The 25,853-nt window shown below is 69.7% G+C and carries 18 protein-coding genes and 3 pseudogenes; 4 read left to right on the top strand and 17 right to left on the bottom strand.

The features are described from left to right. Nucleotides 1-87 precede the first annotated feature (87 nt). The 12 genes and pseudogenes from ACLJPY_RS49690 to ACLJPY_RS49635 form a co-directional block, all read right to left on the bottom strand. Nucleotides 88-525 (bottom strand): hypothetical protein, encoded by a 438-nt coding sequence (locus tag ACLJPY_RS49690; protein WP_410598008.1) that lies wholly within the window; start codon nt 523-525, stop codon nt 88-90. Then, a complete protein-coding gene (locus tag ACLJPY_RS49685; RefSeq protein WP_410598007.1) occupies nt 518-934 on the bottom strand; it encodes a hypothetical protein in 417 nt (138 codons plus the stop codon). Before ACLJPY_RS49685 ends, ACLJPY_RS49690 begins: the two co-directional genes overlap by 8 nt. A 173-nt stretch (nt 935-1,107) precedes the next feature. Further along, entirely contained in the window at nt 1,108-1,347 is a 240-nt protein-coding gene (locus ACLJPY_RS49680) for a hypothetical protein (protein ID WP_410598006.1), read from the bottom strand. Further along, nucleotides 1,340-2,083, bottom strand: a complete 744-nt coding sequence (locus ACLJPY_RS49675) for a hypothetical protein (protein WP_410598005.1) — start codon at nt 2,081-2,083, stop codon at nt 1,340-1,342. The genes ACLJPY_RS49680 and ACLJPY_RS49675 overlap by 8 nt, the downstream gene beginning before the upstream one ends. 192 nt (nt 2,084-2,275) lie before the next feature. After that, entirely contained in the window at nt 2,276-2,776 is a 501-nt protein-coding gene (locus ACLJPY_RS49670) for a hypothetical protein (protein ID WP_410598004.1), read from the bottom strand. Between the two features lie 231 nt (nt 2,777-3,007). Beyond that, the gene (locus ACLJPY_RS49665; protein WP_410598003.1) at nt 3,008-3,958 is read right to left on the bottom strand and encodes a bifunctional DNA primase/polymerase; all 951 of its coding nucleotides are present in this window, start codon (nt 3,956-3,958) and stop codon (nt 3,008-3,010) included. Nucleotides 3,959-3,960: 2 nt separating this feature from the next. Then, nucleotides 3,961-6,402 carry a tyrosine-type recombinase/integrase gene (locus ACLJPY_RS49660; RefSeq protein ID WP_410598002.1) on the bottom strand — a complete coding sequence of 814 codons (2,442 nt, stop codon included), beginning with the start codon at nt 6,400-6,402 and terminating at the stop codon, nt 3,961-3,963. Then, nucleotides 6,399-7,577 (bottom strand): tyrosine-type recombinase/integrase, encoded by a 1,179-nt coding sequence (locus ACLJPY_RS49655; RefSeq protein ID WP_410598021.1) that lies wholly within the window; start codon nt 7,575-7,577, stop codon nt 6,399-6,401. Before ACLJPY_RS49655 ends, ACLJPY_RS49660 begins: the two co-directional genes overlap by 4 nt. A 165-nt stretch (nt 7,578-7,742) precedes the next feature. Further along, nucleotides 7,743-7,958 (bottom strand): annotated as a pseudogene (locus tag ACLJPY_RS49650) (bifunctional DNA primase/polymerase); the annotation flags it as partial. After that, a complete protein-coding gene (locus tag ACLJPY_RS49645; RefSeq protein ID WP_410598001.1) occupies nt 7,955-8,911 on the bottom strand; it encodes a hypothetical protein in 957 nt (318 codons plus the stop codon). The gene ACLJPY_RS49645 and the pseudogene ACLJPY_RS49650, both read right to left, overlap by 4 nt. Nucleotides 8,912-9,058: 147 nt before the next feature. After that, nucleotides 9,059-11,143, bottom strand: a complete 2,085-nt coding sequence (locus tag ACLJPY_RS49640; protein ID WP_410598000.1) for a ParB/RepB/Spo0J family partition protein — start codon at nt 11,141-11,143, stop codon at nt 9,059-9,061. Between the two features lie 509 nt (nt 11,144-11,652). Beyond that, nucleotides 11,653-12,255: a hypothetical protein gene (locus ACLJPY_RS49635; protein WP_410597999.1), complete on the bottom strand. Its 603-nt coding sequence runs from the start codon at nt 12,253-12,255 to the stop codon at nt 11,653-11,655. Nucleotides 12,256-12,386: 131 nt separating this feature from the next. On the opposite strand from ACLJPY_RS49635, the gene ACLJPY_RS49630 reads away from it, so the two are divergent. Further along, the gene (locus ACLJPY_RS49630; RefSeq protein WP_410597998.1) at nt 12,387-12,656 is read left to right on the top strand and encodes a hypothetical protein; all 270 of its coding nucleotides are present in this window, start codon (nt 12,387-12,389) and stop codon (nt 12,654-12,656) included. A 66-nt stretch (nt 12,657-12,722) separates the two neighbouring features. Here ACLJPY_RS49630 and ACLJPY_RS49625 read toward each other — a convergent pair whose 3' ends face one another. Continuing rightward, a complete protein-coding gene (locus tag ACLJPY_RS49625; protein ID WP_410597997.1) occupies nt 12,723-13,844 on the bottom strand; it encodes a hypothetical protein in 1,122 nt (373 codons plus the stop codon). 94 nt (nt 13,845-13,938) lie between these two features. Continuing rightward, entirely contained in the window at nt 13,939-14,688 is a 750-nt protein-coding gene (locus tag ACLJPY_RS49620) for an SDR family NAD(P)-dependent oxidoreductase (RefSeq protein WP_410597996.1), read from the bottom strand. A gap of 588 nt (nt 14,689-15,276) precedes the next feature. Between ACLJPY_RS49620 and ACLJPY_RS49615 the strand changes: the two genes are divergently transcribed. Next, nucleotides 15,277-18,381: an RHS repeat-associated core domain-containing protein gene (locus tag ACLJPY_RS49615; protein ID WP_410597995.1), complete on the top strand. Its 3,105-nt coding sequence runs from the start codon at nt 15,277-15,279 to the stop codon at nt 18,379-18,381. Between the two features lie 798 nt (nt 18,382-19,179). Next, the gene (locus ACLJPY_RS49610) at nt 19,180-20,424 is read left to right on the top strand and encodes an IS110 family transposase (protein WP_410597994.1); all 1,245 of its coding nucleotides are present in this window, start codon (nt 19,180-19,182) and stop codon (nt 20,422-20,424) included. A gap of 31 nt (nt 20,425-20,455) precedes the next feature. On the opposite strand, the pseudogene ACLJPY_RS49605 reads toward ACLJPY_RS49610, so the two are convergent. The 3 genes and pseudogenes from ACLJPY_RS49605 to ACLJPY_RS49595 form a co-directional block, all read right to left on the bottom strand. Further along, a pseudogene (locus ACLJPY_RS49605) lies at nt 20,456-21,604 on the bottom strand (IS110 family transposase); the annotation flags it as partial. Beyond that, nucleotides 21,529-21,852, bottom strand: coding sequence for a hypothetical protein (locus tag ACLJPY_RS49600; RefSeq protein ID WP_410597993.1), 324 nt, complete (start codon nt 21,850-21,852; stop codon nt 21,529-21,531). The pseudogene ACLJPY_RS49605 and the gene ACLJPY_RS49600, both read right to left, overlap by 76 nt. 14 nt (nt 21,853-21,866) lie before the next feature. Further along, entirely contained in the window at nt 21,867-24,698 is a 2,832-nt protein-coding gene (locus ACLJPY_RS49595; RefSeq protein WP_410597992.1) for an ATP-binding protein, read from the bottom strand. A gap of 188 nt (nt 24,699-24,886) precedes the next feature. On the opposite strand from ACLJPY_RS49595, the pseudogene ACLJPY_RS49590 reads away from it, so the two are divergent. Further along, nucleotides 24,887-25,853 (top strand): annotated as a pseudogene (locus ACLJPY_RS49590) (hypothetical protein); the annotation flags it as partial.

Here is a 25,853-nt window from a genome sequence, read left to right as displayed (position 1 = left end):
GAACGGTGCGAGCGGGAGGGACGTGGCGGTGGCCGGTGGGGCGGACCGGCTGCTGGCACAAGGGCGCGGACGACGGGAGACCGGAGGTCACCGGCCGAGTTCGGCGCGGAGCGTGCGCGCGGCGATGTGGGCGATCCACGGCGGTGACGGCCGTCGGACGTCCCGGCCGGCGGCGGGGATGAAGCCGTTGACCGCGACGCTCCAGAACTCCGGCCAGGGTTCGGCGTCGGTGCGTTCGCTGCGGTAGATCACGCGCACGTCCTGCCCGTCGGCACGCCGGGCGTGCGCGGTGATCCGGATCGCGACGCGCATGCGGTTGCGGCGCTGCACGGGCTCGTCGTAGAGCAGCGAGACCGGTGTCGCGGGCAACGCGCGGCACAGCTCGACCAGGACACCGCGCGCGACGTTCCAGGCGCCGTAGTCGAGGAGGCTGCCGCGGTGGGGGATGTTGCAGACGACCGACTCAGGCAGCACGTAGGAGCGGCTCCAGTCGTAGGGGGTGCACCACAACCGGTCCTCAGGCATGGTCGGCCACCGCCGTGTTCGCCTCGGCGAGCGCTCGGGTGACGCACTTGTCGGTGAAGCGGCGCCGCTCGTTCTGCACCTTCTCGGGCCAGTTGTGCGCGTTGGGTTCGAGGATGTTCCAGGCGGCGGTGAATGCGGCGTCGGTGCTGAGCCCGTGGGGATCGAGGTAGGGGTACATGGCTTTGACGACCCGGTGGGCTTCCGAACGACTGGAGAGGCAGCAGTGGAACTCGATCGCCCTGAAGAGCGCGATCTTGTGCCGCCGGGTGCGGGTGAGGTCGTCAAGCCCGGTTCGGGGTTCCGGCGCGAGTCGGCGGCCGCCGAGTTCGGTTTCGATCAACCGGCACGCCCGGGCGTAGGCGGATTCGGCGTCGTCGTACGGTGCGCTCGGGGTGGTGGTCTCGATCATGGCGTGCCTCCGGGTCGGGTGCGGGTGAACCCGACCTTTCGAAGCACGCCCGTGGTCCTCGGGCGCCTGGCACCTCGCGTGGCGTGGCGCGGGAGTCGGCGCCCGAGGGCTCGGGTGTGCTGTGCTGGCGGCGGTCGTCCGCACCGGCCGGGAGTGCCTGATCGCGGCTACGGTCAGCTGGCTGGCGGCGGGGCAGTGAGGCCGACTTCTCCTTCCAGCGCCTGCTGGATCCGGCCCACGAAGTCGAGCAGTTCGGCCGAGGTGCCCTCGACGGTGACCACGGTGTCGTTCCAGTCATCGGTCAGGACGAGGGCAAAGTCGCCGTCGGCGAGGAGTTCGACGCCGGCCTCGTCGCCCGGGCGTGCCAGCGTGACATCGCATCGTGCAGGGATTCCGGCGTAGTCGCTACTCATCGTGGGTCTCCTCGGATTCGGTGGTGTCGGCGGGTGGTGTGGGCGAACCCGTGAGCGTCCGGTGCTGGGCGCGGATGTTCCGGAGCGTCTGCGTATCGGCTGCGGGGTAGGCGGGCATCGGGACTTCCCTTCCGTGGGCGTGGAACGCGTGGTGGATGACGCGGACGAGCGCGAACCGAGAACGGCACCGCCGGCAGGAGACCGCGGCGGGGTAGCGTAGTTCCGGCGGTGCGGGAGCCGCGCCGGGCGACCTGGTTGGTGGGGATGTGCTGTCGTAGCGGGGATTCCACGGAGTGTGGTGGGTGGTGCGCTGCGAGTTGTCCCAGCGGATGGTGATCGACCAGTCCGGTTCGGTCAGGTCGCCGTCGCGGAATCGGATGGTGACGGTCTCGACGAGGTATCGGCGATGCCAGTACCCGTCCCAGTAGGTGCCGCCGACCTGGCGCGGGCCGATCGCGTCGAAGACCTCGCGCATCCGTTGCCGATGTCGCCACAGGCGGGTCTGCGCGGCGTCGAACGCGCGTAGCTCGTGCGGCGGCGGTGCCCAGAGACAGTCGCAGGGCTGCGGGTACCACGGTTCGGGCTCGTCGCACTCCCACGGCTCGATGGGGTCGTCGCGGTCGCTGACCAGGAATTCGCCGTTGCCGCCGCAGTCGCGGCAGCTGGCGAGAGCCCACAGCCCGCGCAGGTGGGTGTGGCGGTATCCCTCGGGAACGTGGATCGTCGGCTCCGTCATCTGCGCCTCCGTGAACGGTCGGTGACCGGCGGACGGGGCCGCCGGTGGTGAACGGGGCCTGGCGTGCACGGCGCGGCCCGGGCCGGCGACCGCCTGACGGTGGTTGAGCACGGTGGCGAGGTCCGGGCCGCGCCGTGCTTTTCTGGTGACCGGGTGCGCCGCGCGGCGTCCCGGCCACCAGTCGACCGCTTGTTACTTCTCCTGCGCGGTGGCCAGGGTCGGGAGGAAGTGGGCGCACACCACCGGTTGGCGGTGGCCGGCGGCGGAGATCACGATGTCGATGGCGTCGCGCAGGCAGGTGCGGACAGCGTGGTGGCTGGGACGGCGGGTTGGGTGGTGATGGACCACGACCGGATCGAGGGGCCGCTGACGTTCGCGATGTTCGCCGGCCTCGTCGCGTTCGTCGACGCTGGACAGCGTGGCGACGAACCCGATGTCGGGCAGGAAGGCGACGTGCAGGCGCGCCCAGGGCAGCCAGCCGTCACCCGGCCGGCCGAGGCTCCAGTACGCGGTCGCGGTGTGGCCTTCGCGACGGATGACGGGGTCGGGGTGAGGCTCGATCGCCGTGTCGATGATCGGGTCGGCGGGTGCGGCGGGTTCGGTGTTGTGCGGGCGGACGTCGGTCTTGTGGATGGTGAACCCTGAGCCGGGGCGTTCGCCGGCGATGGCCACGCACAAGCCCTGGTCCTGCACGATCGTGCCCGGCTGCTGCGCCCCGTCCCCAAGCGAAGTCGACGGAGTCGCCCTCGGTGTAGCGGTGCTGAAGCGACGGCAGCCAGCCAGCGGGGATCAGGTGGGCGGGGATGAGGGCCTTTTTCAGGTCGGTGCTGTCCGGTTGCCGTTGCCAGAGCCAGACGAGTTCCTGGGTGTCCGGGGTGGCGGCGGGATCCGATGACGGGATTTCGGGCATGGCGGGTCTCCTTCTCAGCGGATGGCCAGTCGCGGTCGGGGTGCCGGGCGGTCGGGGAGGATCCGGGGGTGTTCGCGGCCGGCGGCGATGCCGTCGCGGATGGTGGTGGCCAGTTCGCGGGCGTCGAAGTCGGCGACGCCGAGGTGGTGGCGTGCGGCGTCGGTGAGGTGGTGGGTGATCGCGGCGGCGCTGATCCAGCCGTTGCCGTGTAGTTCGCCGAGTGCCGCGGCGGCGGCGTAGACGGTGATGTGGCGGTGGCCTTCGGTGGCGGTGGCGACGGTGCGGCACTCGGCGGTGACGGCGGCCTGGACGTAGGCGGCGACCCGGCGGCTGGTGGCCGGCAGCGGCGGGGGCGGCGGATGGGCGGCCGGCGGGGATGCCGGTGGCGGGGTGAGAAGCTTGACCAGCCAGTCCGGCAGGACAGCGACTGGGAGTTCCCGCGCGATGGTGTAGAGCACCGGCACGCCGTGGACGGTGACTTTCGATCCGGGTGCGGTGACGAGTGCGCCGGAGCCGCGGGTGTCGACGTGCCAGCCGAGCCCGCGGCCACGGGCTCCGACGGTGGTGAGCAGCTGCGAGCCTGGTGGGCAGCTGAAGTACCGGTGCTCGCCGACTCGCGCGGTGGCAGCGATGAAGGTGTCGTCCGGGTTGGGCTCGCCGGCCTGCTGAGCCAGTAGTGCGAGGACATCCCGCCCGTGGGTCACTCCCTGGCGAGCCCACTGTGCCGGAACCGGGCCATGGGCGGCGTCGAGGTCGAGCACCAGCAGTCCAGCCGGCCCGCAGGCGATCCCGACATTTTTCCTGGAGTAACGGGGCCACCACTGGCTAATCTGGGTTTCGTCGGTGGTGGCGCGCTGCTGCCATTGTTTGATGGCCGGCTTTTTTGAGTTGGGGTGGAGCGGGAAGACGGGCCATCCTCGGCGCGCGGCTGCTAACGCCGCGTCCTGGAAGTGGGTAGGGTTCATCGTCAGCCTCCGTTGGGAGTTGCCGGTTCGATGGGTCCTCGGCTTGGTGTGCGCAGCGTCGGCAGTCCAAGGTCGGTCAGGGTGCCAGCGGAGTTGCGTATGGCCTTATCGAGGTTGGCGAGCTTCTCTTTTCCTTTGGTGAGGCTGTATTCGAGTCCTTGGACTTCGCCGAGCCAGCCGTTCATCTTGGCTTCGGTGATGCGGTCGTGGAGGTTGCGGATGATTTCGACCAGGCGGGGTCGTTGGGTGGGCGAAACCCTCAACATGGGGCAACGTAGGCAACTGTGTTCGTGCTGGCAGGGTGTGCCGTAGGGGCGGCCGCAGTCGCCAAGTTCTAGCTTGCGTGTCTGGAAATGTTGTTGGAACTCCTGCCATTCCTGCTCGGTCGGCTCGCGGTACTCGATCTCGGGTCGGACCGCGCGCCGTCTGTCGAGGAAGGACCGGTAGGCGCGGACGAGGTCTTCTTGGAACACGGCCAGGTAGGACTGCGTGGTTGTCAGGGAGTGGTGGCCGAGTAATTGTGCTGCGATGTGTACGGGGAGGCCTCCGGTGACCGCGTCGGTGGCGAAGATTCTCCGGAAGTCGTGGGCGGTATAGGTCAAGGTGTCGCCCGATGCGTCGCGCAGCCCGGTCCGGGCGACTGTGTCGTTGAGGAGTTTGCGGACGACCGTGTAGCTGATCACGTCCCAGCGGTGGGTGTTGCGGCGCTGGAATAGGTGCGGGAGGGGTGGGCCGGTGATTTTCTCGTGCATGTCGTAGCGTTCGGCTAGAGGGACGGTGCCGGCGTTGGCGCGGCGAAGCCTGCTGATGATGGTGGCCAGGACACTGGCAAGTTCCGGGCTGATGAGCAGCAGGCGTTCCTCGTTGCTCTTGGACGGCACGATTTGCAGCAGCGGGACCAGTTCGCCTGTCTTGGGCAGGGTGTAGGAGGTCAGCGCGAGATGCGTGATCTCCAGAAGCTCCTCGATGCGGACACCGGTGTGCCGGAGGGTCTCGATCACCGCCCAAGCCCAGAACGCCTCGTCCTCGGCGCGGGTGAGGTCGATCCTGGTGCCGGTGTCGACGTTCTCGGCGACCACGGCGTCCGAGCCTCGGTATCGTTCGCCGCCGGGTTGGTCCTTGACGTTGGCAACGACCCGGCGATAGCGCTGGCCGTCGTGGGCGAACACGCCGTCGTCGGGAGTCGCGGTTGCCGCGTCCAGCAGCGCGCGGTGGCGGTCGCGGTGCCGCTCGGCTGTGTCGACGAGGATTGCCAGCTGGGGCAGGCGTTCGCGGACGCGTTGGTGCATCCGGGCGGTGGCTTGCTGCCGGGCTTTGACGATCCCGTCAGTGTCGCCCCGGCGCACCGGGCTGGAGACCGCGAAGGCGACCCACGAGGGGTCGGTGTGCGCCCATTCCTGGATATCGAGGTAGAAGGCGCGGACTTTGGTCAGCGTGTCCAGCCATGTTGTGCGGGGTCGGGTTCGTCCGTTCCCCATGTGCACCACGCGAAGACGCTGCTTCCACGCGTGCGCGACGTCCTCGGGCACTTCGAGGCTGTCGATTCCTGGGTGATGGGCCTCGATGTCGGCCCAGAACCTGCCGGCGAGATGGCTGGCAAGCGACCGCAGTGAGTTGTAGTCCAGGCTGGGGCTGCGTTCCTCGAGGTAGCGGATCAGCGCCTGCCGGGCGGTCGAGCTTTGGATGCGATAGAAGTCGACGAGCTCACTGGGCGACTGTTGTCCGCGCCGCATCGTGGTGGAGCGCAGAGACTCGGACACGGTCAGGATCCCGGCCCGGCGCAGCAGTTCCCAGGCGGTGCCCAGACCCTTGTTGGCCTTGCGGCGTGGAGTCATCCAGTCCCGGAACTCGAAGAAATCTTCCGGGTCGAGGTCCTCGAGGCTCTTGCCGGTGTGCAGGGCGAGCTTGACCAGCGCTCGGCGGGCCTGAGTGTGTTCCCTGGCTGTGGTGGTCACCGACGCGGCGGCGTCGAGGCGGACGCGCTCGAACAGTTCCGGGCTGATGACGCTGGGGGCGTGCTCGAACAGGAAAGCTGCTTTGGTGTGGGCGAAATAGCCGTATCCCGGCCGCAGCACGCGCGCCAGGAACAGCCAGTTCAACCCTGCCCGCAGCTCCACGAGGTTGACGTCACGGGTCCTGGAGTCCTCAGCGGCGAGCTGGTCGATCCAGCCCATTCCCTCGTCGCCGCCCGCTGTGGTCCATCGCTCCTGCCAGCCGGTGCCGGGCGAGGTCTGCAGCCAGGCCAGCACCCGCGCCGCGCCCCTGAGCCGCCGCCCGGGAGAGGTCCCCTCCCAGTCCGACCACGAGGGCAGGTCCTCAAGCAACCGGAGAACGTCATCGGCCGAGAGCCCGTCGGCCGTGCTGACGGCGTGCCCGGAACACACCTGCCCCGGTCGGGCAGCGAGGAGGGATGCGTGCTTGCGATCCGTTGCGGTGGTTGTCATCGCAGGCCTCCCCCGAACAGAACGGCGAGGTCCTGGTCGTCGTAGCCGACCGCGGCAGGAGCTGGGGCAGGCGGCTGGGACTCTCTGTGCGCCAGGTGCTGGTGGACCCGCCGGATGACTTCGGCCTCGTCCTCGACCAAGTAGATGTCGGCGGTGGTGGACAGGTGGGCGTGGCCGAGAATGGCCTGCACGTCACGCATCGACAGTCGCTCGTCCCGGCTCATCCTGATCGCCGCGGTGTGGCGAAGGTCGTGCATCGACCAGTTGGTGCCCAGGAGCGCGTTGATCCGCCGGAACACCGCACGCAACGCTTCGTAGTTCATGGGCTGCCGCGCGAGGCCATTGCCGCGATCACGGCGTCGCAGCGTCTGCCACACGGGCTCGCCCGGCTCCAAGGGGCGACCCAGCTCAGCCAAGTAGAGACGCAGCCAGACGAATGCCTCCGGGCTGGCCGGCAGCCACTGCTCGGCTTGGGTTCCCTTCCGGACGACCCGAATCAGCTGGTCACCCCAGCCCAGGTCTGCCGAGCGGACACCCAGCAGCTCCGCGGCCCGTGCTCCACTGCTGACAGCAGCGGAAACGATGGCGCGGTCCCGATTGGACCGCAACGCGGCGAACAAGTCCTTCCACCGGTCCTCAGGCATCTCCCGTGGCCTGCGTTTGGGAACTTTTGGGTTATAGCGGATCCGTCCCTCGGACCGGAACGGCTCCAGCGGATTGTGGTGCTGGTTCGGACGGCGGTCTCTGCCGCGGCCTCGTGGCACCGGATTGACCAGTGGTCCCTCGCCGAGGTCGATCCAGAATTCGTAGAAGGAACGCACGACCGCGTTGGAGTGCCGAACCGTCCGCGGCTTGTAGTGGTCGTCGAGGTACTGCTTGCGGGTGATCGGGTTGACCGTGCCCGCAGTTTCCGCAGACTCCGTCCGCTCGGATTGGCGGATCTTGGCGGCCTGCCCCAACCACAGCACCAAGTCCCGGGTCTCCGCCGACGTGGCCTGGTCCCACTCCACTTCCACTGCCTGCAGCCAGCGCCACCACCGCAACAGGCCGTAGGCGTAGCTGCGCACCGATCCCGGGCTGTTGTCTCGGGCGAGGAAGTCAGAGAGGAATCTCCGAATCGGCTCGACCGGGACATCGGCCGGGTCGACCACCAGCCAGGGCACCACGCCCTTCACGGCTGTGACACGACCCCATCGGGGAACGATGATCGAGCTGATATCCCTGCTGACAGCTCCGCTGAGGACTCCCACGCAACCTCCCAAACTGGACGTTGCCGAAGTCCTACATGTCGATCGCGCCCACCTCAGCGTCCACTTCGGAGTGTCGCTCCCTAGTCCGGTCAACAGGTTGCACGCCGGGAAGCGGGTCCACCAACGGCGGATGCGGCCCGGATCGCACGTTGCGGCCTGCTGCCACCTGCGGATGGCGGGCCTCTTACTGCGGGGGACCAGAGGGAATACCGGCCACCCGCGGCCGGCCGCGTCCAGTGCGGCGCCGAGCAGACCGTCAGCACGGGCGGCGAGTGAGCCCGCCGCGGTTGTCGTGATCGCGGTCATGGCATCAGCTCGGCCGCGAGCGGGGCCGGGACGGGATCGATGACCATGGCTGTGGCGTTGTCGCTGCCGCCGAAGTACTGCGCAGCCCGTGTCAGCCGGTTCGCGCACGCGGCCGGGCCACTGAACGTCCGGCACGCGCGGACGAGGGAGGCGTGCGGTACGGGTTGGTGGACACCGGCGCTGGTCAGCAGTAATCGGCGGCGGGGGCCGGTGGTGATGGTCTGGCCGATGATTCCGGGAGTGGCGGTGGCGACGGTGCGGGTGATGATGTGGTCCTGGGCGCGGGCGGCATTTTCGAGGTCGTGGGGCCGGTCGCGGTAGTCGTCGGCAAGCCGGTCGCGCAGGTACCGGCCGTGAGTGTGGTCGATGGTGAGCGGGGTGAGGGCGTCGGCGTCGGGGTCGTATTCATAGGCGCGGCAGGTCCCGGCCCAGGCGATGTCCCAGCCGCCGCCGTGTTCGGGCGGGAGCGGGGCGGCGACGACCATGACGGTGTTGCCGCCGGCGATGTCGGCGAGGGTGGCGGTGGCGGCGAGCAGGCCGGCGCGGGAGCCTCGGCTGGCGGCGACGTAGGCGGCGGTGGCCGCGGCACTTCCGGCGGCGTGGGCGGCCGGGACGCTGTCGCCGATGCCGTCGGCCAGGGCCCAGCCGTGGCGGGTGCCGGTGATGGAGACGTGGATGCCGGTGGCGTCGGCCTGGTGGGTGCGGGCGCCGATGCGCAGGGATGTCCCGGGCAGGTAGCTGGCGTGGTCGGCGGCGTAGCGGCGGTGGTGGCGGGCCAGCACACGGGCGTCGCGGTGTGATTCGGCGATCTCGGCCCAGCCGCAGCGGCAGGTGGCGTGGGTCCAGGTCGGGCCGGGCGGCAGCGGGGCGTAGGGCCAGACGGGGTGGTGCCCGGCGGCGTAGGTGCTGGTGTGGTGGATGGTGTCGAAGACCGGCGGAAGGTGCGGATGCATCGAAGCGAGCTCCGTTCACACGCGGGGCTGGCGGCGAGCCCGGCGGGAGGCGAGGACGACGGGTCGGGGCAGGAAGCTGGGGCGGGCCCGGCAGCGCAGTGCGCGGGCCCGCCCCTGGCGAGGAACCGGGTGCGGCGACGGTCTCGGCTAGATCGCGGCGCCGACCAGCTCCGCCTCGGCCTCGGTGTCCTGCTCGACCGGCTCCGGACCGGCGCCGTCCGCGGCGTCGCCATCAGCGCGGTCGGCCGCCGTGTCGCTCTGGTCGCCCGCGCCCGCGCCCGCGCCCGCGCCCGCGCCGGCGCCCGCGCCGTCGACGTCGCCGACCACGGCGGTGGGGTCGTCGGCGGGGTTTTCGACTTCGGCGTGGTCGGCGTCGCCCGGGACCTCGGCACCGTCGGCCTCGTCACCGTCGGCCTCGTTACCCTCGGCGGTCGTGCCGCCGTCGCTCGTGGGGTCGGTGGCGAGGTCGCCGAGCTGCGCGGCGATGACCTCCTGCTCGGTTTCGGGGTCGACCACCTTCTGCTCGACGTCGGAGGCCAGGTAGCCCCAGCCGATGATCGCGGCCATGTACTCCCGCGCGGAGCCCCACGGGGTGCGCCAGGTGTTGCGGGAGAGGTCCGACTCGATCGCGCAGAGGGTGAGGAACAGGTCGTAAAGGGTGGCCTTCTCCACGGTGCGGGCCTTGGCGACCTTGGCGGTCAGGTCGGCCAGCGTGGCCCCCTCCGGCAGGCCGATCAGCTTCATGGCCAGCGGGTGGTTGTGCTCGAACGCGCGCTGCAGCGCGTGGCCGCCGTGCGCCTTCTGCAGCGCCAGGAACAGCTGCGCGCCCGGCGGCACGGTCGTGCGACGCACCAGCTTGGCCAGCCACTTCCGGCGCGGCGCTGCGGAGGCGTCCCAGTCCTTGTTGTTCTGGATCACCCACTTGCGGATGATCGCCGCCTTCCGGCGCTTGAGCTCGGCGGCGGCGTGGGCGGCGCGCGCGGCCGCGACCGCATCGGCCTGCTCGGCCGCGTCCTCGTCGTCGGACGATTCGTCGTCGACCGTGGTGCCGGTGCTGGTGGGCACGGGGGTGAAGTCCGCGCGGCCGGCCGGGGCGTAGCTGAGGGCGTGACCGTGGGCGAGGAAGTCAGCGCAGCCGTAGACGGCCACCGGGATCTGGTTTCCCTGCTCGTCGTGGTGGTCGGTCTCGATCCAGGCGCCGTGTCCCGGGCAGGACGCGTGGTCCTCGGCCGTCAGCTCGGTGTGGGGTTCGTCTTCGGGGGTGGGGCGCAGCCGGTCCAGCGAGCGCGCGTCCCCGTCGTCGGGCAGGCTGGAGTCGAAGATCGTGACGCCCGCGGCGGTCAGTTCCTCGGTGAGGTCCTCGGTCAGGGCCGCGAGCCGCTGCTTGTCCGCGCGTTCGGTGCGCTTGCGCTCGGCGAGCTGGGCGAAGTTGTTCGGCGCCGTACGCGCGGTGAGGATGAGTTCCTTGGCGGTGTCGGTGTCGCCGGCTTCGTCGAATTCGGCGATGACCGCGGCCTGCAGCAGATCGAGGTCGTAGCGTTCGGCAGCCTTGAGCGCCAGCTGGCTCTGCCCGGCCTGCAGGACGTTCTCGACGTAGGTCTTGCCCTGCCTGCCCAGCGCCAGCTTGCGGGCGATCCCGGCGGGCTTGAGGTTGAACGCGGCGAGCTGCTGCAGCGCGCGAGCGGTGTCGGCCAGGGTCAGGGACCTGCGCAGGGCGGGGTCGTTCTCGATGAGCTGGTTGACGATCCGCTCGATGGTGGCCTTGCGCTCGTCGGCCGGCGGCGGGGTCTTCATCCAGACCGGTACCGTGCAGCCGGCTTCGCGGGCGTTGAGGACGCGGCGCTGCCCTTCGGTGACCACGATGGCGCCGGTGTCGTAGTCGCGGTAGCCGTTGACCGCGGTGTTGACGCCGTGGGTCTTGAAGTTTGCCGTGGTGTCCTCGTCGGCTTCGGCGTTGTCGGTGCGCACGTTCTCGGCCAGCAGCACCGTGTGCGGGTCGACGTGCTGAACGGTGTCGATCTCGGTGTCCCACGTCGCGTGCAGCGCCGCACGTTCGGTGTCGGACAGCTCGTCGAGCGGGGCGTCCTCGATCTCGGTCGAAGACGTGTCGTTGTCCGGGGTGGTGTCGGCAGCGACACCGTCCATCTCGGACGGAGGGACGTCGGAGGGTGTGTTCGTGGGGGCGGCGTGGTCGGTGTCGCGCTGGGTCGGCAGATCCATCGTGCTGGTCACGAAGGTGCTCCTTCACACGGGCCGGCCGCTCACCGGAAACGAACCCGGTGACCGGCCATGAACCCCGCACCACCTTCTTTCTCCATTACCGCGTCGCGGTGAAGAAGCGGAGTGCGGGCGTCCCGGTCGGGACGCACTCGCCCAAGCGGGGCCGCCCGCGTCGGCGGCAAGCTCGCCCCGACCGCACGTTCGGAAGCAGAGCTCATGATCGGGCGGGCTTCCGCTGGCGCCAGGCTCCGCTAGAGTGCGTCGGCCCGACCGGAACACCCACACTCGCCTCTGTCCGCCACAGCAACACCTTCGTCACGTTGCTCGACTTGTCGCGCGTACTTATTGCCAAGATTCGCTCGGCGGAATTCTTTCCTGCTGCCCACCGCGAGCGGGATCCCGCAGCAGGCTCAGCATTCCGTTGCGGTGTCAGAGCGTCAGCCGGCTGCTGGCCTTGTCCGGGTGCGGCCGGCCGTCCAGGTCAGCGCGTGTCCAAGGCCAGCCGCAGGCACTTCGTTGCCTCACGGACCGAAATCCTTCCCCGCGCGGATCTCGTCGTCCGGCTCCCGCACCCTGGTGTAGGGAAAGTCGGCGACAACGTGGGCGTAGCTGATCTCGGCGCCGGGTTCCGGAGCGACACCCCACCTGCTGCTGGCTCGGTCCCGGGCTTGGGCGACGGTATCCCGCAACGTATGCAGGGACGGCAGCGACGAATGGGGCTCGTCGACGGTGACCTCGCTGAAGAACAGGTCGGCGCAGTCGAGCAGCCACTGTGGGACCAGGGCGAGGTAGCGCGCACCCTGCGCCGGGGTGGAGCGGCAGTGCTCGATCCGAGCGCAGCCGCGTAGGCAGTCCCGAGCGGTGAGCACCATGCGTGCTCCGGCCGAGCGGGTATCGACACCGCCGGCGCCACGAACATCGCCAAGAACGCATCCGGCGACGACCGCGTGGTCCCCGATGCAGACCAACCAGAGCGCCACCTCCGGCGGAGTCGCAGAGCCGCGGTTCGAGCCGCCCATGGGAATCACCGGCAAAGCTGAGACGGTGAGACCGAGATGGCTGGCCGCGACGGGCACGGCGTGAACGATGCCGCGGCCTATGACGCGGTCAACAAATTTGATCAAGGCGCCTCAGTGCCGGCCTAGCCCGTATGGTGGCGCCTACCGTTCACTCGCAAGGACGCCATCGTGAACCTCTATGAGAAGGGCGACGTCGTTGTCGCTTGGGCGCGGTCACGAGCTGGCTGGAGGCATGAGTGAGCAACGTTATCGACGAGGTGCCCAGCGAGTTCCGCGACGTCATCGTCGAACTGCTAGGCGAACGCGAACCGGAGCTGCTGTCGGCCCTGCGAGCTCAGGAGAAGCCGACGCTCGACCAGCAAGAAGCGGTCATCGACGCTCTGGGGGATGCCTTCACAGAGAACCTCGGTGCCGGGTACGAGCCGACCGAGCGGGGCGTAGTCATCGACAACGCCCTTGGCACGTTCCTGACCAGGTGGCCCGCCGAAGAGCTGTCGGATCGCTGACCTGCGGTCCGCGCGAGCTGGCAGGGCCTCGCGGCTCGCGCCCGGCGGCACGAACAGCGCCGGGCATCAGTCGTGTCCGCGGTTGCTGGGCGGATGGCGAAGAGACAGGTTGGCCGCTGGTGCCGACATGGCCGCCTCCTCTATGACCTCGAGCCGGCACATGACGAACTGCCTGCCCGACGTCGCACTGTCGTTGGTTCCTACTGCATGAAAACGGATCTTGAGCCAGTCCCCGGAGCGGGTTTTGAGTGAGCCGCGCACCGGCTGGCTCCGCCTGCCAGGATGGTTCGCGGCGTGCCTGACCAAGGCCAGCACGCCCTCGATGTCACTCGCGTGGACCATGGACCGAAGGCTGCTGTTCGCCGGCACCGGCACGTCGATTCGCGCGAAGTCTTCGCTGGTGACGACGACCGAGTCGTGGATCGCGTCCACCATGATGAGCGGATCGGTGATGATCGCCGCGTAGGCGCCGAGCTGCCGCAGCAGCGGACCGGCCATCGTCTGGTGGATTTGGCTCAGGTCGACCTTCAGGGAGAAGCCGGCGTAGTAGTTATCGGCCTTCTTGCGACCGACCGCTCGGACCCCACGTCGCGTCTGAGTGGCGCCATATCGCTGCTCCATGAACTTGATCAGCGGCTTGTCGACCTCGGCTTCACGGAAGTCTTGCATGACCGCCGTGGTCGCTACACGAAAGTCCTCGGTCAGGACGCTATCCATGAAGCGATAGGGGTCGCGGCCGCTCTCGCCGCCATGCCAGTCACCGGCCGGTGCTTCGACGCCGTAGAAACGCGGTGCGTCTTCGCCCCACCAGTGTCGTAGCGACTCACCGGTGCCCGGTGGCGGCTCCTCCCACTCCCAGACCGCGATCGCCGGCCTGACTGGCATCTGCTCTCCAGCCGGGACGTAGCAGGCCTGTAACGCGATCAGCGCGCCGTCACGGCCACCCAAAGCGGGTTTGACCCGCACATCGAACGAGTCACGGCCAAAACGCACCGTCGCTCGCTGTTCGGTAGAGTTCGCCCTGGCACGTTCAATCAGCGGTGCAACGATTCTCCTCACGATAGGATCGGCGTTGTTGAGCGAGACACCGGTGTAGAGAGCGTCGCCGACGGCGTACAGCAGGCCGTCTTCGTCGAGCGCGAGCCACTGTCCCGCGTGCTGCCTGTTTTTCAGGTGATTAGTGGTCACGACCACTCCTGGCACAATGAAGTTGTATACCTGCAGGTTCGTCCAGCTGACTGCTCAACCCGACGAACGCGACCTGGCCGAGGGAAGCGGGTTCTCAGAACGTCGCGCCGCCGTCGAGCTGAAGGACGGCGCCGGTCACGAAGGCTGAGTCGTCGCTGGCCAAGTACAGGGCCGCAGCCCGGATCTCGTCCGGACTCCCAATCCGGCGCAGCGCCGCGGTCCTCTCCAGAGTCGCGACGACGCGCTCATCCCACGCTGTCGACATCGCAGTCCGGAACGGTCCACACTGGATGGCGTTCACCCGGACACCCCGAGGGCCTAACGACTGGGCGAGCGCTTGCGTATACGTGTTCAGCCCAGCCTTCGCCACAGCATACGGCACGAAAGGATCCTTCGGGCGGACCGCGCCCGTCGAGGTGATGTTGATGATCGCCCCTCGGCCAGTCTCAGCCATCCGGAGGCCAAACCCCTGGGACAACGCGACCGCACCCAGCAGGTTGACCTCAAGAACTCTGCGCCACATGCGCTCTGTCAGCTCGGTCATGTCACGGTACATCGGCGCCGCGCCGGCGTTGTTGACCAGGACGTCGGCGCGGCCGAACCTGCTGTGGACGGCCTCGACGAGAGCGTCACACTCATCCCAGCTGCCGATATTGCACGCCACGCCCAGCGCTTCGACACCGTGACGTTCGCGAACCTCCGCTGCAGCGCGTTCGCAAGCCTCAAGCTTTCGGCTGGCCACCACGATCGTCGCGCCGGCCACGGCGAACGCATCGACGATCTCGCGGCCGAGTCCGGTCCCCCCGCCAGTCACCACGGCCACGCGACCGTCAAGCGTGCTCATCCAACCCCTCCCCTGGGCGCTGCTCTCACCTCGGGTCGAGAGCAGCGCCCAGGCAGCTTAGGCGATCAAGCCAATACTGGTATAGACCGATCGGGTGGACATCGAACACCCGAGCCACCGACGGTAGGGCCAACACGCTGACAGTCCCTCCAAACGGACCTGGCACTTGGCAAGTCGCACCGAGTACTGTCGGCCGCGGCGCGTGCTCCCGGTGGCCTGCGCCCCTTGGCCCGCTCTCGTGTTTCGAGGTGTGGCTGGCGTGTTTCGTGGCGCGGTCTGTAGCCGCGTCTCCATTGATATAGCCAGCCGTCACATTCGCAGACTTCCGATTTCGCCGAAATCTGTGTGTCGACCTCGAAAAGGAGCGTGAAGACCGTAGTGCGATAACGCCGTGACCGCTCAAGTTCAGCGCTTGCGTGGAGCGTAACCGTGGCCAGCAGTACGAACTGCCGAGGGGGCGGCTCGTCATGCCGACCACATCCGCGAAGTCACATTGGGTGGAGCCATTAGAGCTCCGAGGGGAGTTATATCTTCATGCGACAAAAGTCGTTGCGGCAATTCGTGCTGCGCAATTTAGCCTTTACGTCAGTGGTCGCGTTGCTCGCCGCAGTCCCGGCGACAGCCGTAGCTGCACCGGCTGGCCAGAACGGCGGGGTGCAGCTGCCGCCAACCTGGACACCGCCGGCCCAGATCAACCACACCCCGACCGGTGTTCCGGCCGACCAGGTTCCGGTCAGACCGCCGACGGCGGCACCGAGATCAGCTGAGTCGACCCAGTCGGTTCTGTGCTACGACCCGCAGACCGGGACGCAGCCGTGGTTCGCGATGGATCGCTACGCCATCTCCGACCGCACGGAACTGCTGGTCAACCGCTACAACGGCAACGCCGTCATCACCGACCGGGCCCTGACCATCAAGGGCACCGGTCTCAACATGTCCCTCGACGCGGTCTACAACAGCCGCAACCTCGGCTCGGGCGCCTTCGGGTCCTACTGGACGAGCTCGGCGGGCCCCGACCTGAAACTGGTGCCCTACCCGGACGGCCGGGTGCGGTTCCAGGACCCGACCGGGTACTGCACCGTGTTCGAGAAGAACGCCGACGGAACGTACGCGACCCCCTCGGGAATGCACTCCACACTCACGAAACTGCCCGACGGCAAGTTCACCCTGTCCCAGGACTCGTCGGGTGAGACGTGGCTGTTCACCGGAGACGGGCGACTGTCGTCGCAAACCGACCGCAACGGTCATGTCGTCGCCTACCGCTACAACCCCGGCGACGGCAGCCTGGCCTCGATCGTCGACACCCAGAACCGCGTCACCACCGCGGCTTACAACAACGGCCGGCTGACCACAATCACCGACCCCGCGGGCCTGACCGCGGGCGGCTACGGCTACGACGCGAACAACCAGCTGACCAGCATCACCAACCGGGACAACGGCAAGACCCTCTTCGGCCTCGACGCCAACGGACGGGTCAAAACCATCAAGACCCCGGCCGGGGGCACCTACACCCTCAGCTACGACTCCGGCGGCGGCGTGACGCAGGTCGCCGAACCCAACGCCGACGGCGTGGACAGCATCACCACCTACGCCTACGCCAGCCCGACCACCACGGTCACCGACCCCAACCAGCACAAGAGCACCTACACCTTCGACAGCGCCGGCCGGCAGACCAAAGCCACCGATGCCCTCAACCACGACCGCGCCCAGTCGTGGTCGGCCCACGGCGACGTGAAATCACTGACCGACGGGCTGCAAAACTCGGCGACCTACGACTACGACCCGCTCAACAACCTCAAGGGCGGCACACTCCCGACCGGCGCGGCCATGACCGTCGGCTACACCGACACCGGCCACCCGCACCTGCCCACCCAGGTCGCCGACTTCTCCGGCCACACGGTCACCAACACCTACGACAACGCCGGCAACGTCAGCGCCGTGCACTCCGACGCCCTGGGCGTCGACGTCGCCAAGTACACCTACAGCGCGGGGCTGCTGGCCACGGCCACCGACGGCAACAACCACGTCACCAGCTACGGCTACGACACCGCCGGGAACCTGACGTCGGTGACGCCGCCGCTGCCGCTGAAGCCGGTCGCCTACGGTTACGATTCGCTGTCGCGGGTCACCAGCGTCACCGACGGCAACGGGGTCACGCTGAGCTACGGCTACGACAAGCTCGACCACGTCGTTTCCGTCGCCAAGGCCGACGGCACCGGCCTGGCCGCCTACGGCTTCGACGGCATCGGCAACCGCACCAGCGCCAGCACCATCGGAGCCTCGTTCACCAACACCTACCAGCGGCGCCTGCTCACCAAGGTCGTCCGCACCGCCGGCGGTACCACCCAGACCACCAACTACACCTTCGACAAGGCCGGCAACCTGATCAAGGTCGACGACCCGACCGGCGCCACCGGCTACGGCTACGACGCAGCCGACCGCCTCACCACGCTGACCGACCAAGCAACCAAGGTCACCACCTACGGCTACGACAACGCCGACCACCGCACCTCCGCCACCCTGCCCGGCGGCAGCACGCAGACCATCGGGGTCGACAAGTCTGGCCGGCAGACCAGCATCACGGTGAAGAACCCCGCCGGGACGTCGATCTTCTCGACCACCTACCGCTACACCAAGCCCGACGGCACCGACACCGGCCAGGTCCAGTCCCGCACCGACGGCTCCGGCACCGCGGACAACGTCTACGACGGCTTCGGGCGTCTCACCACCGCCGGTTCCCGTACCTACAGCTATGACAACGCCGGCAACATCACCTCCGGTGACGGCCGGACCTACACGGTCAACAACGCCAACCAGATGACCAAGATCGACAACGCCACCGTCGGCTACGACGGCGCCGGGAACCTGGCCACCACCACCCCCGGCGGCGATGCCCACTACAGCGACACCAACCAGCTGACCTCGATCACCACCAGCGGCGGCACGGTGTTCAGCGGCTCCTACGACACCCTCGACCAGACCCAGCCTGCCTCGATCACCGAGCAGGTCGGCTCGAGCAACGTCACGCACGTTTTCACCCGCAATGCGCTGGGTATTTCCCGCACCGTGGACAACGGCGCCGGCACCACCTACATCCACGACGTCGACGGCGGCCTCACCGGGCTGGTCGACACCGCGGGCAAGCACCACAACGCCATCACCGATTACCAGGGCAGCGTCCTGGCCCTCGTCGATGACGCCGGTGCCGTGACCGCGTCGTACGGGTACACCCCCTACGGTTACAACACCAGCATCACCGGTACCGCCGGCTCGGCCAACCGGCTGCGCTGGCTCGGCAGCTACCAGCTGGCCAGCAGCGAGTACCTCACCGGCTACCGCCACTACAGCCCGGTCTACGCCCGCTTCACCCAAACCGACCCCACCGGCAAGGAGGCCAACACCTACGCCTACGGCCAAGGCGACCCCATCAACCACTCCGATGCACGCGGCGACTACAGCGTCGATGATTTCACCAGCGATTTCGACACGATCGCCAAGTATGCAGGTGGTGGCACGGGTATCGGTGCCGCCGGCGGCCTCGTAGCGTGCACCTTCGGCCCAGTTGGATGCGCTGCCGGGATCGGCACCGGAGCCGCCGTCGTCGGCGCAGTCGGCGCCTTAATCGGAATCGGTGTCGTCGCCTACAAGCGCATTCCCCTCCTTCATAATCCCTGCCCCAACTGCCGGAAGTGATCAATAGCGAGGCGGCGAGTTGACCGCGGTGGCGGAGTTGCCTTACGGCGACTCCGCCACCGCGCACTTACTCCAATTCAATCAAGGAGATTCATGTTTCTGAAGCCAAAAATGACCGGAAGCCGCTGGGGAATAGTTACCGTCCTCGTGGTGGCGGCTGTTGTCGGAGGCATCGCCAGCGGTGCGCTGATGAGCGATGGCGGCTGGCAATGGTTTCCATACGCGATCATCGCAGCCGTGGGTCTGATTACGTTCGCCTTGATCGTTAGCTGGTCCCAACCTTCGAACGGTCCGGCGCGACGACCTCGGCGACGCGATCGTTAACTAGAGCTGTCCGCCCTCGTTTTGTCCCCTGAAGAAAGGTTTCTCGATCAGGCATTGCCGACAGGCTGGGGGGGTGTCCCTAATGACTACCGAACGAGTTGACGAGCCGTCTGGTCCGAAGGCTGGTGTTCTTGTCGTTCGTTCGGACGGGTGGGCCGGGCGTGCTCGGTGGATGCCTTGGGTGTCCCTGGGCTTGTGAGCCCTCCTGATAGAGCGGCGCGACCGGCGTGTCCGCGTCCCACCCGTTCGCCTGTTCGGGCAGTTTGTTCGTGGTCCGAGCCCGTTCGCGCGGAGGACACCTCAGTGGCCGGGAACCGCCCGAGTTCTCCGTCGAGACTGGTGCCCGCGCGGATCGCTGGGATCGCGAACGGCTCAATCGGAGGTCAGGCCGCAGAGCCTCGTCATTAGGGCGCCGCGCGTTCTCGTCAGGGTCTCTGACCAGCACAAACAGCTAGCCGAAGGGAAAGCTTGAGAGTGAAGGTGTTCTGCGGGATCGACTGGGCCGAGGACCACCACGACATCGCCCTGGTCGACGCTGAGGGTGCTCTGGTGGCCAAGCGCCGCATCGACGACTCGGCCGAGGGCTTCGCCGACCTGCTGGCCATGCTCGCCGACGCCGGCGACACAACGACCGATCCGATTCCGGTGGCGATCGAGACTCCACGCGGCCTGCTGGTCGCCGGCCTGCGACAAACCGGGCGGCAGGTCTACTCGATCAACCCGATGGCAGTGGCCCGCTATCGCGAGCGACACAGCGTCTCGCGGAAGAAGTCCGACCACGTCGATGCGATGACCTTGGCGAACATCCTGCGCACCGACGCCCACGCGCACCGGCCACTACCTGCCGACAGTGAACAGGTCCAAGCCATTGCGGTGCTGTCCCGCGCAACCCAGGACGCCATCTGGCGGCGATCCCGCGCCACCCAAGAGCTCCGCGCCGTGCTGCGCGAGTACTACCCCGGCTTCCTCGCCGCGTTCGCGAAGGGCGGTGCCACCAACCTGGCGAGTGCCGAAGCCCGCGCGGTCCTGGCGCTGGCGCCGACACCCGCCGCCGCGGCGAAGCTCACCAAGACGCGCATCGCCGCGGCCCTGCGTCGAGCCGGCCGCCAGCGCGGCATCGACGCCCTGGCAGCGCAGCTCCTCATAGAGGTGCGCAAGCCGCAGTTGCGGCAACCGCGGGTGGTCGAGGAGGCGTTCAGCCGCCAGGCCCTCGCGCTGCTGGCCACTCTGAACGCGGAGTGCGCCAGCGCGGACCAGCTCACCGAGTCCACCACCACGGCGTTCCAGCAGCACCCGGACTACGCGATCATCACCAGCTTCCCGGGCCTCGCTGATCTGTCCGGCGCGCGTGTCCTGGGCGAGATCGGCGACGATCGCGCACGCTTCAGCGACGCCCGCTCCCTCAAGGCCTACGCCGGATCGGCACCGGTCACCCGGGCCTCGGGCCGCAGCATCTCCATCACCCGCCGGACCGTCAAGAACGACCGTCTCAACGCCACCGGCTTCGTCTGGGCCTTCGCCAGCATCGGCCGAGCCGGCGCGCCACGCGACCACTACCACCGTCGCCGAGCACACGGCGACCGGCACGCCGCCGCCCTGCGGCACCTGTTCAACCGCTTCCTCGGCCAGCTCCACCACTGTCTCGAGACCGGCCAGACCTATGACCCGGCCAAGGCTTTCGGCTCTGCTCTCGGCACGCCAACCGGAGTCGCGGCTTGACAGTTAGCAAGATCGGAGGTCTATGTGGTTGTCAAGCCGCGGCGGGGGCTGGTTGGGGGTGTCGGTAGTGGGTGCCGTTGCGGAGCATGGCGTAGAGGACGTCGCAGCGGCGCCGGGCCAGGCAGATCAGCGCGGCGTTGTGTTTCTTGCCCTCGGCCCTCTTCCGGTCGTAGTAGGCCCGGCTGGTCGGATCCGCCAGGGCAGCGAAGGCGGCGAGGAAGAACGCGCGTTTGAGCTGGCGGTTGCCGGTCCGGGCCGGATGTTCGCCCTTGATGCTGGTGCCGGAGCTGCGAGTCACCGGGGCGATGCCGGCGTAGGCGGCAAGGTGTCCCGAGCTGGCGAAATTGGAGGCGTCGCCGACCTCGAGCAGGATCCGGGCGGCGGTCCTGACCCCGATGCCGGGCATCGAAGTCAGGACCCCGGCAAGAGGGTGCGCATCAAGTATCCCCTCCACCTGCTCAGCAACCTGTTTCCGCTGCAGAAGAACCGTTTTGAGGCTATCGGCCAACCGCGGCAGCACGGTGTCCGCGGCGGCGGTGCCGGGGACCGTGACCGTCTGCTCGCCGAGGGCGGCCATGATCGCCTCGACCAGCCGCTCGCCCATGCGCGGCGCGTGGGCCTTGGCGATCGCGGTGAGCTTGCGGCGGCCGGCCTTGGCGATGCCGGCCGGTCCCCCGCAGCGGGAGAGGATTTCCAGGACGGCCGGATGCGAGATCCGCGGGCCGATCGCGTGCTCCAGAGCAGGGTGGATGCCAGTGAGCAGGCCGCGGATCCGGTTGCTGATCCGGGTGGCCTCACCGGCGAGGTCGTCGTCGAACCCGACCAGCACCTCCAGCTCGGCCAGGGCTTCGTCGCCGACGTCGACCGGGCGCAGCGTGTGGGGCAGCGAGCGGGCCGCGTCGGCGATGACGAATGCGTCCCGGGCGTCGGTCTTGGCGCGGCCGGGGTAGAGGTCGGCGATGCGGCGCATCGCCAGACCAGGCAGATAGGCCACCTGGTGCCCGGCGGCGCGGGCGACCGCGACCGGCAACGCCCCGATCGTGGCCGGTTGGTCGACCACCACCAGCAGCGGCCCATGCTCGGCGAGCTTGTCGAACAGGGCTTTCAGCTTGGGTTCGGTGTTGGGCAGCGGGCCGTCATGCAGTCGCTTGCCGTCGGGGTCCAGGGGCGCGGACCGATGTGACGTTCCGGCTCGCCGGCGATGACGGCGGAAGCGCCGCGGCGGTCAAGGCGCGCTCCGGCCTGCCTCCACTGCTGGCCAGGAATAGCGAGCCAGCCGCGGTACTGCTTCAGCTCCGGCAGCAACCCGACCGCCGCGGACCGGACGTCGGATCGTGCTTCCTCGGCGAACTGCTCGACCAGCTGCACCTGGGCATCGGCCAGCGGAATGACGTGCTCGGCGCCGGCGCCGTCTCCGATCCGGCGCACGATCGTTTGTCGAGTCAGTTCTCCGTGGTGCCGGCGTCTCGGCGCAGTGCCGTGAAGAGGTCCTCCGCCGTTGCGTGGTCGGTCGCCGCAGCGCGCTCGTCGCCGCGGTCGGCGGCGGCCTTTGCGCGGGAAGCGTGGACGCGGGCCGTCAGGTACGGCGATTCCGCCGCCTCGGCCAGGCCGAGTGCTTCCTCGAGCGTCGCCGACGCCTCGGGCCAGGCGCCGCGCGCGGCCGCGGCGGCTCCCAGGACACGCAGCGCTTCGGTCCGGGCGATGCCGTGCTCGATGGCCACCGCCCGGGCAGCCGCGGCCCTCGCCGTCCGGGCCGCCGCCACCGGGTCGCCCGCGGCGAGCTGGGCCTCGGCGAGGAACGGCAACGCGTCGGTCAGCTGCCAGGTGTGCTCTCCGGGCAGGTCGAGCAAGGGCGCCAGCCGGGCCACGCCGTGCTCCGGCCGTCCCGTGCGGACGTCGCTCTCGACCAGCTGCGCGGTCGCGTTGCGGACGAGGTCGATGTTGTCGCTGTCGCGGCCCAGCCGGATCACCCGCGTCAGGTCTTCGCGCGCGGCGTCGTGCTTGCCGCACGCCGAAAGCAGTGTGCCCCGGCCGATCAGGGCCATCGACTCGCACATCGGCGAGCTGCCGTGGCTGGCCAGCTCGAGCGCGCGGTCGAAGCGCCGCAACGCCAGCCGCCAGTGCCCGAGGTAGGTCGCGCTGTCGCCGAGGTTGCACACCGCGCGGCTGAGCAGCTCGCGGTCGCCGAGCTCCTCGGCCAGCTGCAGGATGCGCGCGTACTGCCGGTCGGCGCGGACCAGGTCGCCGCGGTAGTGGTGGACGACCGCGACGCCGGTCAGGGCCCGGACGACGATTTCCCGGTCGCCGCACAGTTCCGCGGTGGCGGCGGCCGTGTGCAGGTCGGCGAGCGCGGCCGCGTTCCGGCCGAGCAGCCGGGTCGCGAGCCCGCGCCGCAGGTGGCCGCCGGCGAGGCCGTGGTCGTCGCCGGCGGCCGTCGCGGCGGCGATCGCGGCCGTGCAGACGTCGACGGTCTCCCGGTAGCGGGTGCTCTGGTAGAGGTTCGCCGCCCGGGCCAGCTGGAGCCGCACGGTGGACTCCTCCGGGCGGTCGTCGGCGAGGGTCGGGGCGAGCAGGGCCAGCCCTTCGCGCGGGGTGCCGCGCTGGTAGTGGAAGTGGCCGATGCGGGCGATCACCATCCGGCGCCGCTCTTCGTCGCCGTCTTCGCGGTAGCCCAGCAGCGCGCGCTCGGCGGCGGCGAGCGCGGCGTCGTAGCGCCCGGCCGCCGCGAGGGCGTTCGCCAGGTCTTCGGCGGCCTCGGCGACGGCCGTGCGCGGCCCGGTGCGCTCCAGCAGCGCCACGAGGTCGCCGAGGTGCTGGGCCGCGGCGTCGTGCGCGGCCTGCCGACTGGCCTGCTCGGCCGCGTGCCGCAGCGTCTGGGCGGCCCGCTCCGGGTCCTGGGCGTGCGTGTAGTGGTACGCGGCCGCCGCGCGGGATCCACCGGGCGCGGGGCCGAGCGCGTCGGCCAGCCTGCGGTGCAGGACGTGGCGCCGGCTCGGCTGCAGGCCGGCGTTGATCACCTCGGCGACCAGCTCGTGGGTGAGGCGGACGCCGTCGGCGTTCTCGTCGAGCAGCCGCACAGCGTGCGCGGGGGCCAGGATGTCCGGCACGTCGTCCGGGTCGAGGCCGGCCGCCGCGGCGAGCACGGCGACCGACAGCCGGTGCTGCCCCACCGCGAGCACGGTCAGCACGTCGACGGTCGGCGGCGGCAGCGACCCGAGCTGCCGCCGCACGGCGTGCGCCAGCCCCCACGGCAGCTCGCCGGCCGCGTCGTGCCCGCCGCCGAGGGCGTGGCCCAGCTGCACCAGGAACAACGGCAGGCCGCCGGCCAGCCGCAGCACCCGCTCGCGGGCGGGCGTGTCCACGTCCCCACCGGCGCACTTGTCCAGCAGGACCCCGGCGTCGGCCTCGGCGAGCGGGACGAGGGGCAGCCGGGCGAGCAGGCCGTGGCGGACCAGGTCGAGCAGCGCATCGGCCAGCGGGCCCGACGGCGCGGTCTCGGTGTCGCGGTAGGCCGCCAGGAACCGCACGCGACCGGGTGGCAGGTCCTGCAGCAGCGAAACGAGCAGGGCGAGCGCGTCCGGGCCCGCCCAGTGCAGGTCGTCCAGGACGACGAGCGCGCCGGCCCGCTCGCCCAGCGCGCCGAGGAACCGGGCGGCCTCGGCGAACAGGACGCGCCGGTGCGGCCGAGCCGGGGCCGGCTCGCCGGTGCCCATCTCGGGCAGCAGCCACGCCAGCCCGCCGGCGGCCGGGCCGCCGACGCGCGGGTGGTCCCGGACGCGGCGGGCGAGGGCGTCGGCGACCGGGGCGTAGGGCTCGGCGCCGTGCCGCGGGCAGCTCGCAGCCAGCACGACCATCCCGCCGGCGCGGGCGCGGGCTGAGGCCTCGGCCAGCAGCCGCGACTTCCCGATGCCGATCTGCCCGGTCAGCACCAGCAGCGGCGGGCCGGCGCCGGCGACGTGGTCGTGGATTAGTGCGCGTTCGGCTGCCCGGCCGACGAGGTCGGGCTCGGCGGGGATCGCCGGGGCCCGGCCTTCGTGCCGTTCGAGCCGGCTGCGGCGGGCTGCGTCGAGCAGCTCCGCGCGGTCGGCTCCGGGCAGGTCCAGGCCGTCGGCGAGCAGCTGGACGGTGACCCGCCGCGGGTGCCGGTCCCCGCGTTCGAGGTTGCCGACGCCGCGGGCGCTCAGCCCGCAGCGCTGCGCCAGCTGCTCCTGCGTCAGCCCGGCCGCGCGGCGCAGCTTGATCAGCGTCATCCCGAACGACGCGGTGTCCGGCACGGGCGCCTCCTCCGGTGGTGATCGCCTCTCCCATGGTCGCTCCGGGCGTGGCTGCCGCTGCACCCCCCGAACGTCGGGTCCGGACCGGAACAACGCCGGGTTGTTCCGCTTGTTCCTGGTTCGCGCGCCCGGCCGTGCCGTCCACTGGCTGCCGCCGTGAGGCACCGAACGAGGAAGGACCCGCAACGATGCGTGTTTCGAAGACTATGAGAGGGCTGGCCAGCGCCAGCGCGGCTCTCGCGCTGGGCGCCGGGGTGGTGGCCGCATTCGCGCCGGCCGCGATCGCCGCCGCCGGGCCGCAGCTGGCCGCGGCCTCGTGCGCCACCGCACCCGCCGGGCACGCCAGGTGCCAGGCGGTGCGGCTGGTCGCGCCGGGCGCGGACCGCCCCGCGGCCGCGATGAGCCCCACCGACCTGCAGAAGGCATACGGCGTCACCGGCCTGAAGAGCGGCGGCACGACCGTCGCGATCGTCGATGCCTACAACGACCCCGGCATCGAAAAGGACCTCGGCGACTTCCGATCGCATTGGGGCCTTCCCGCGTGCACCAAAGCGAGCGGCTGTCTTACGGTCGTCGGCCAGGACGGCACGAGCACGCTGCCCACCCAGACCGACTCGGGGTGGGCCACCGAGATGGCCATCGACGTCGACGCCGTCAGCGCGCTGTGTCCGGACTGCAAGATCCTGCTCGTCGAAGGCAACACCAACGACGACGGCGATCTGGCCACCGCGGTCGATAGCGCGGTCCGGCTGGGCGCGAAGTTCGTCTCGAACAGCTATTCCGACCACGAGAACGCCATTCCCTCCGACTCCGAGACCCACTACAACCACCCCGGCGTCGCGGTACTGGCCGCCACGGGTGACGCGGGCACCGAAAGCGGCGGCCAAACCGACTACCCGGCCAGCTCGCCGGAGGTCGTCGCGGTCGGCGGCACCACACTCACCGCGTCGGGCGGCAGCCGCGGCTACAGCGAAACCGCGTGGAACAAGGGCGGCAGCGGCTGTTCCGGCACGTTTGCCAAGCCCGCCTACCAGAACGGGATCAGCACGAGCTGCAGCAACCGGGCGACGTCGGACATCTCGGCCGACGCCGACCCGAACAGCGGCATCACGATCTACGTCAACGGCGCGACGTCGCAGTACGGGGGCACGAGCC

This window comes from Amycolatopsis sp. lyj-23, assembly GCF_046549135.1.
Taxonomy (GTDB): domain Bacteria; phylum Actinomycetota; class Actinomycetes; order Mycobacteriales; family Pseudonocardiaceae; genus Amycolatopsis.
Note: the sequence above shows the minus strand (reverse complement) of the source record. Positions and strands in the feature narration are given on the sequence as shown.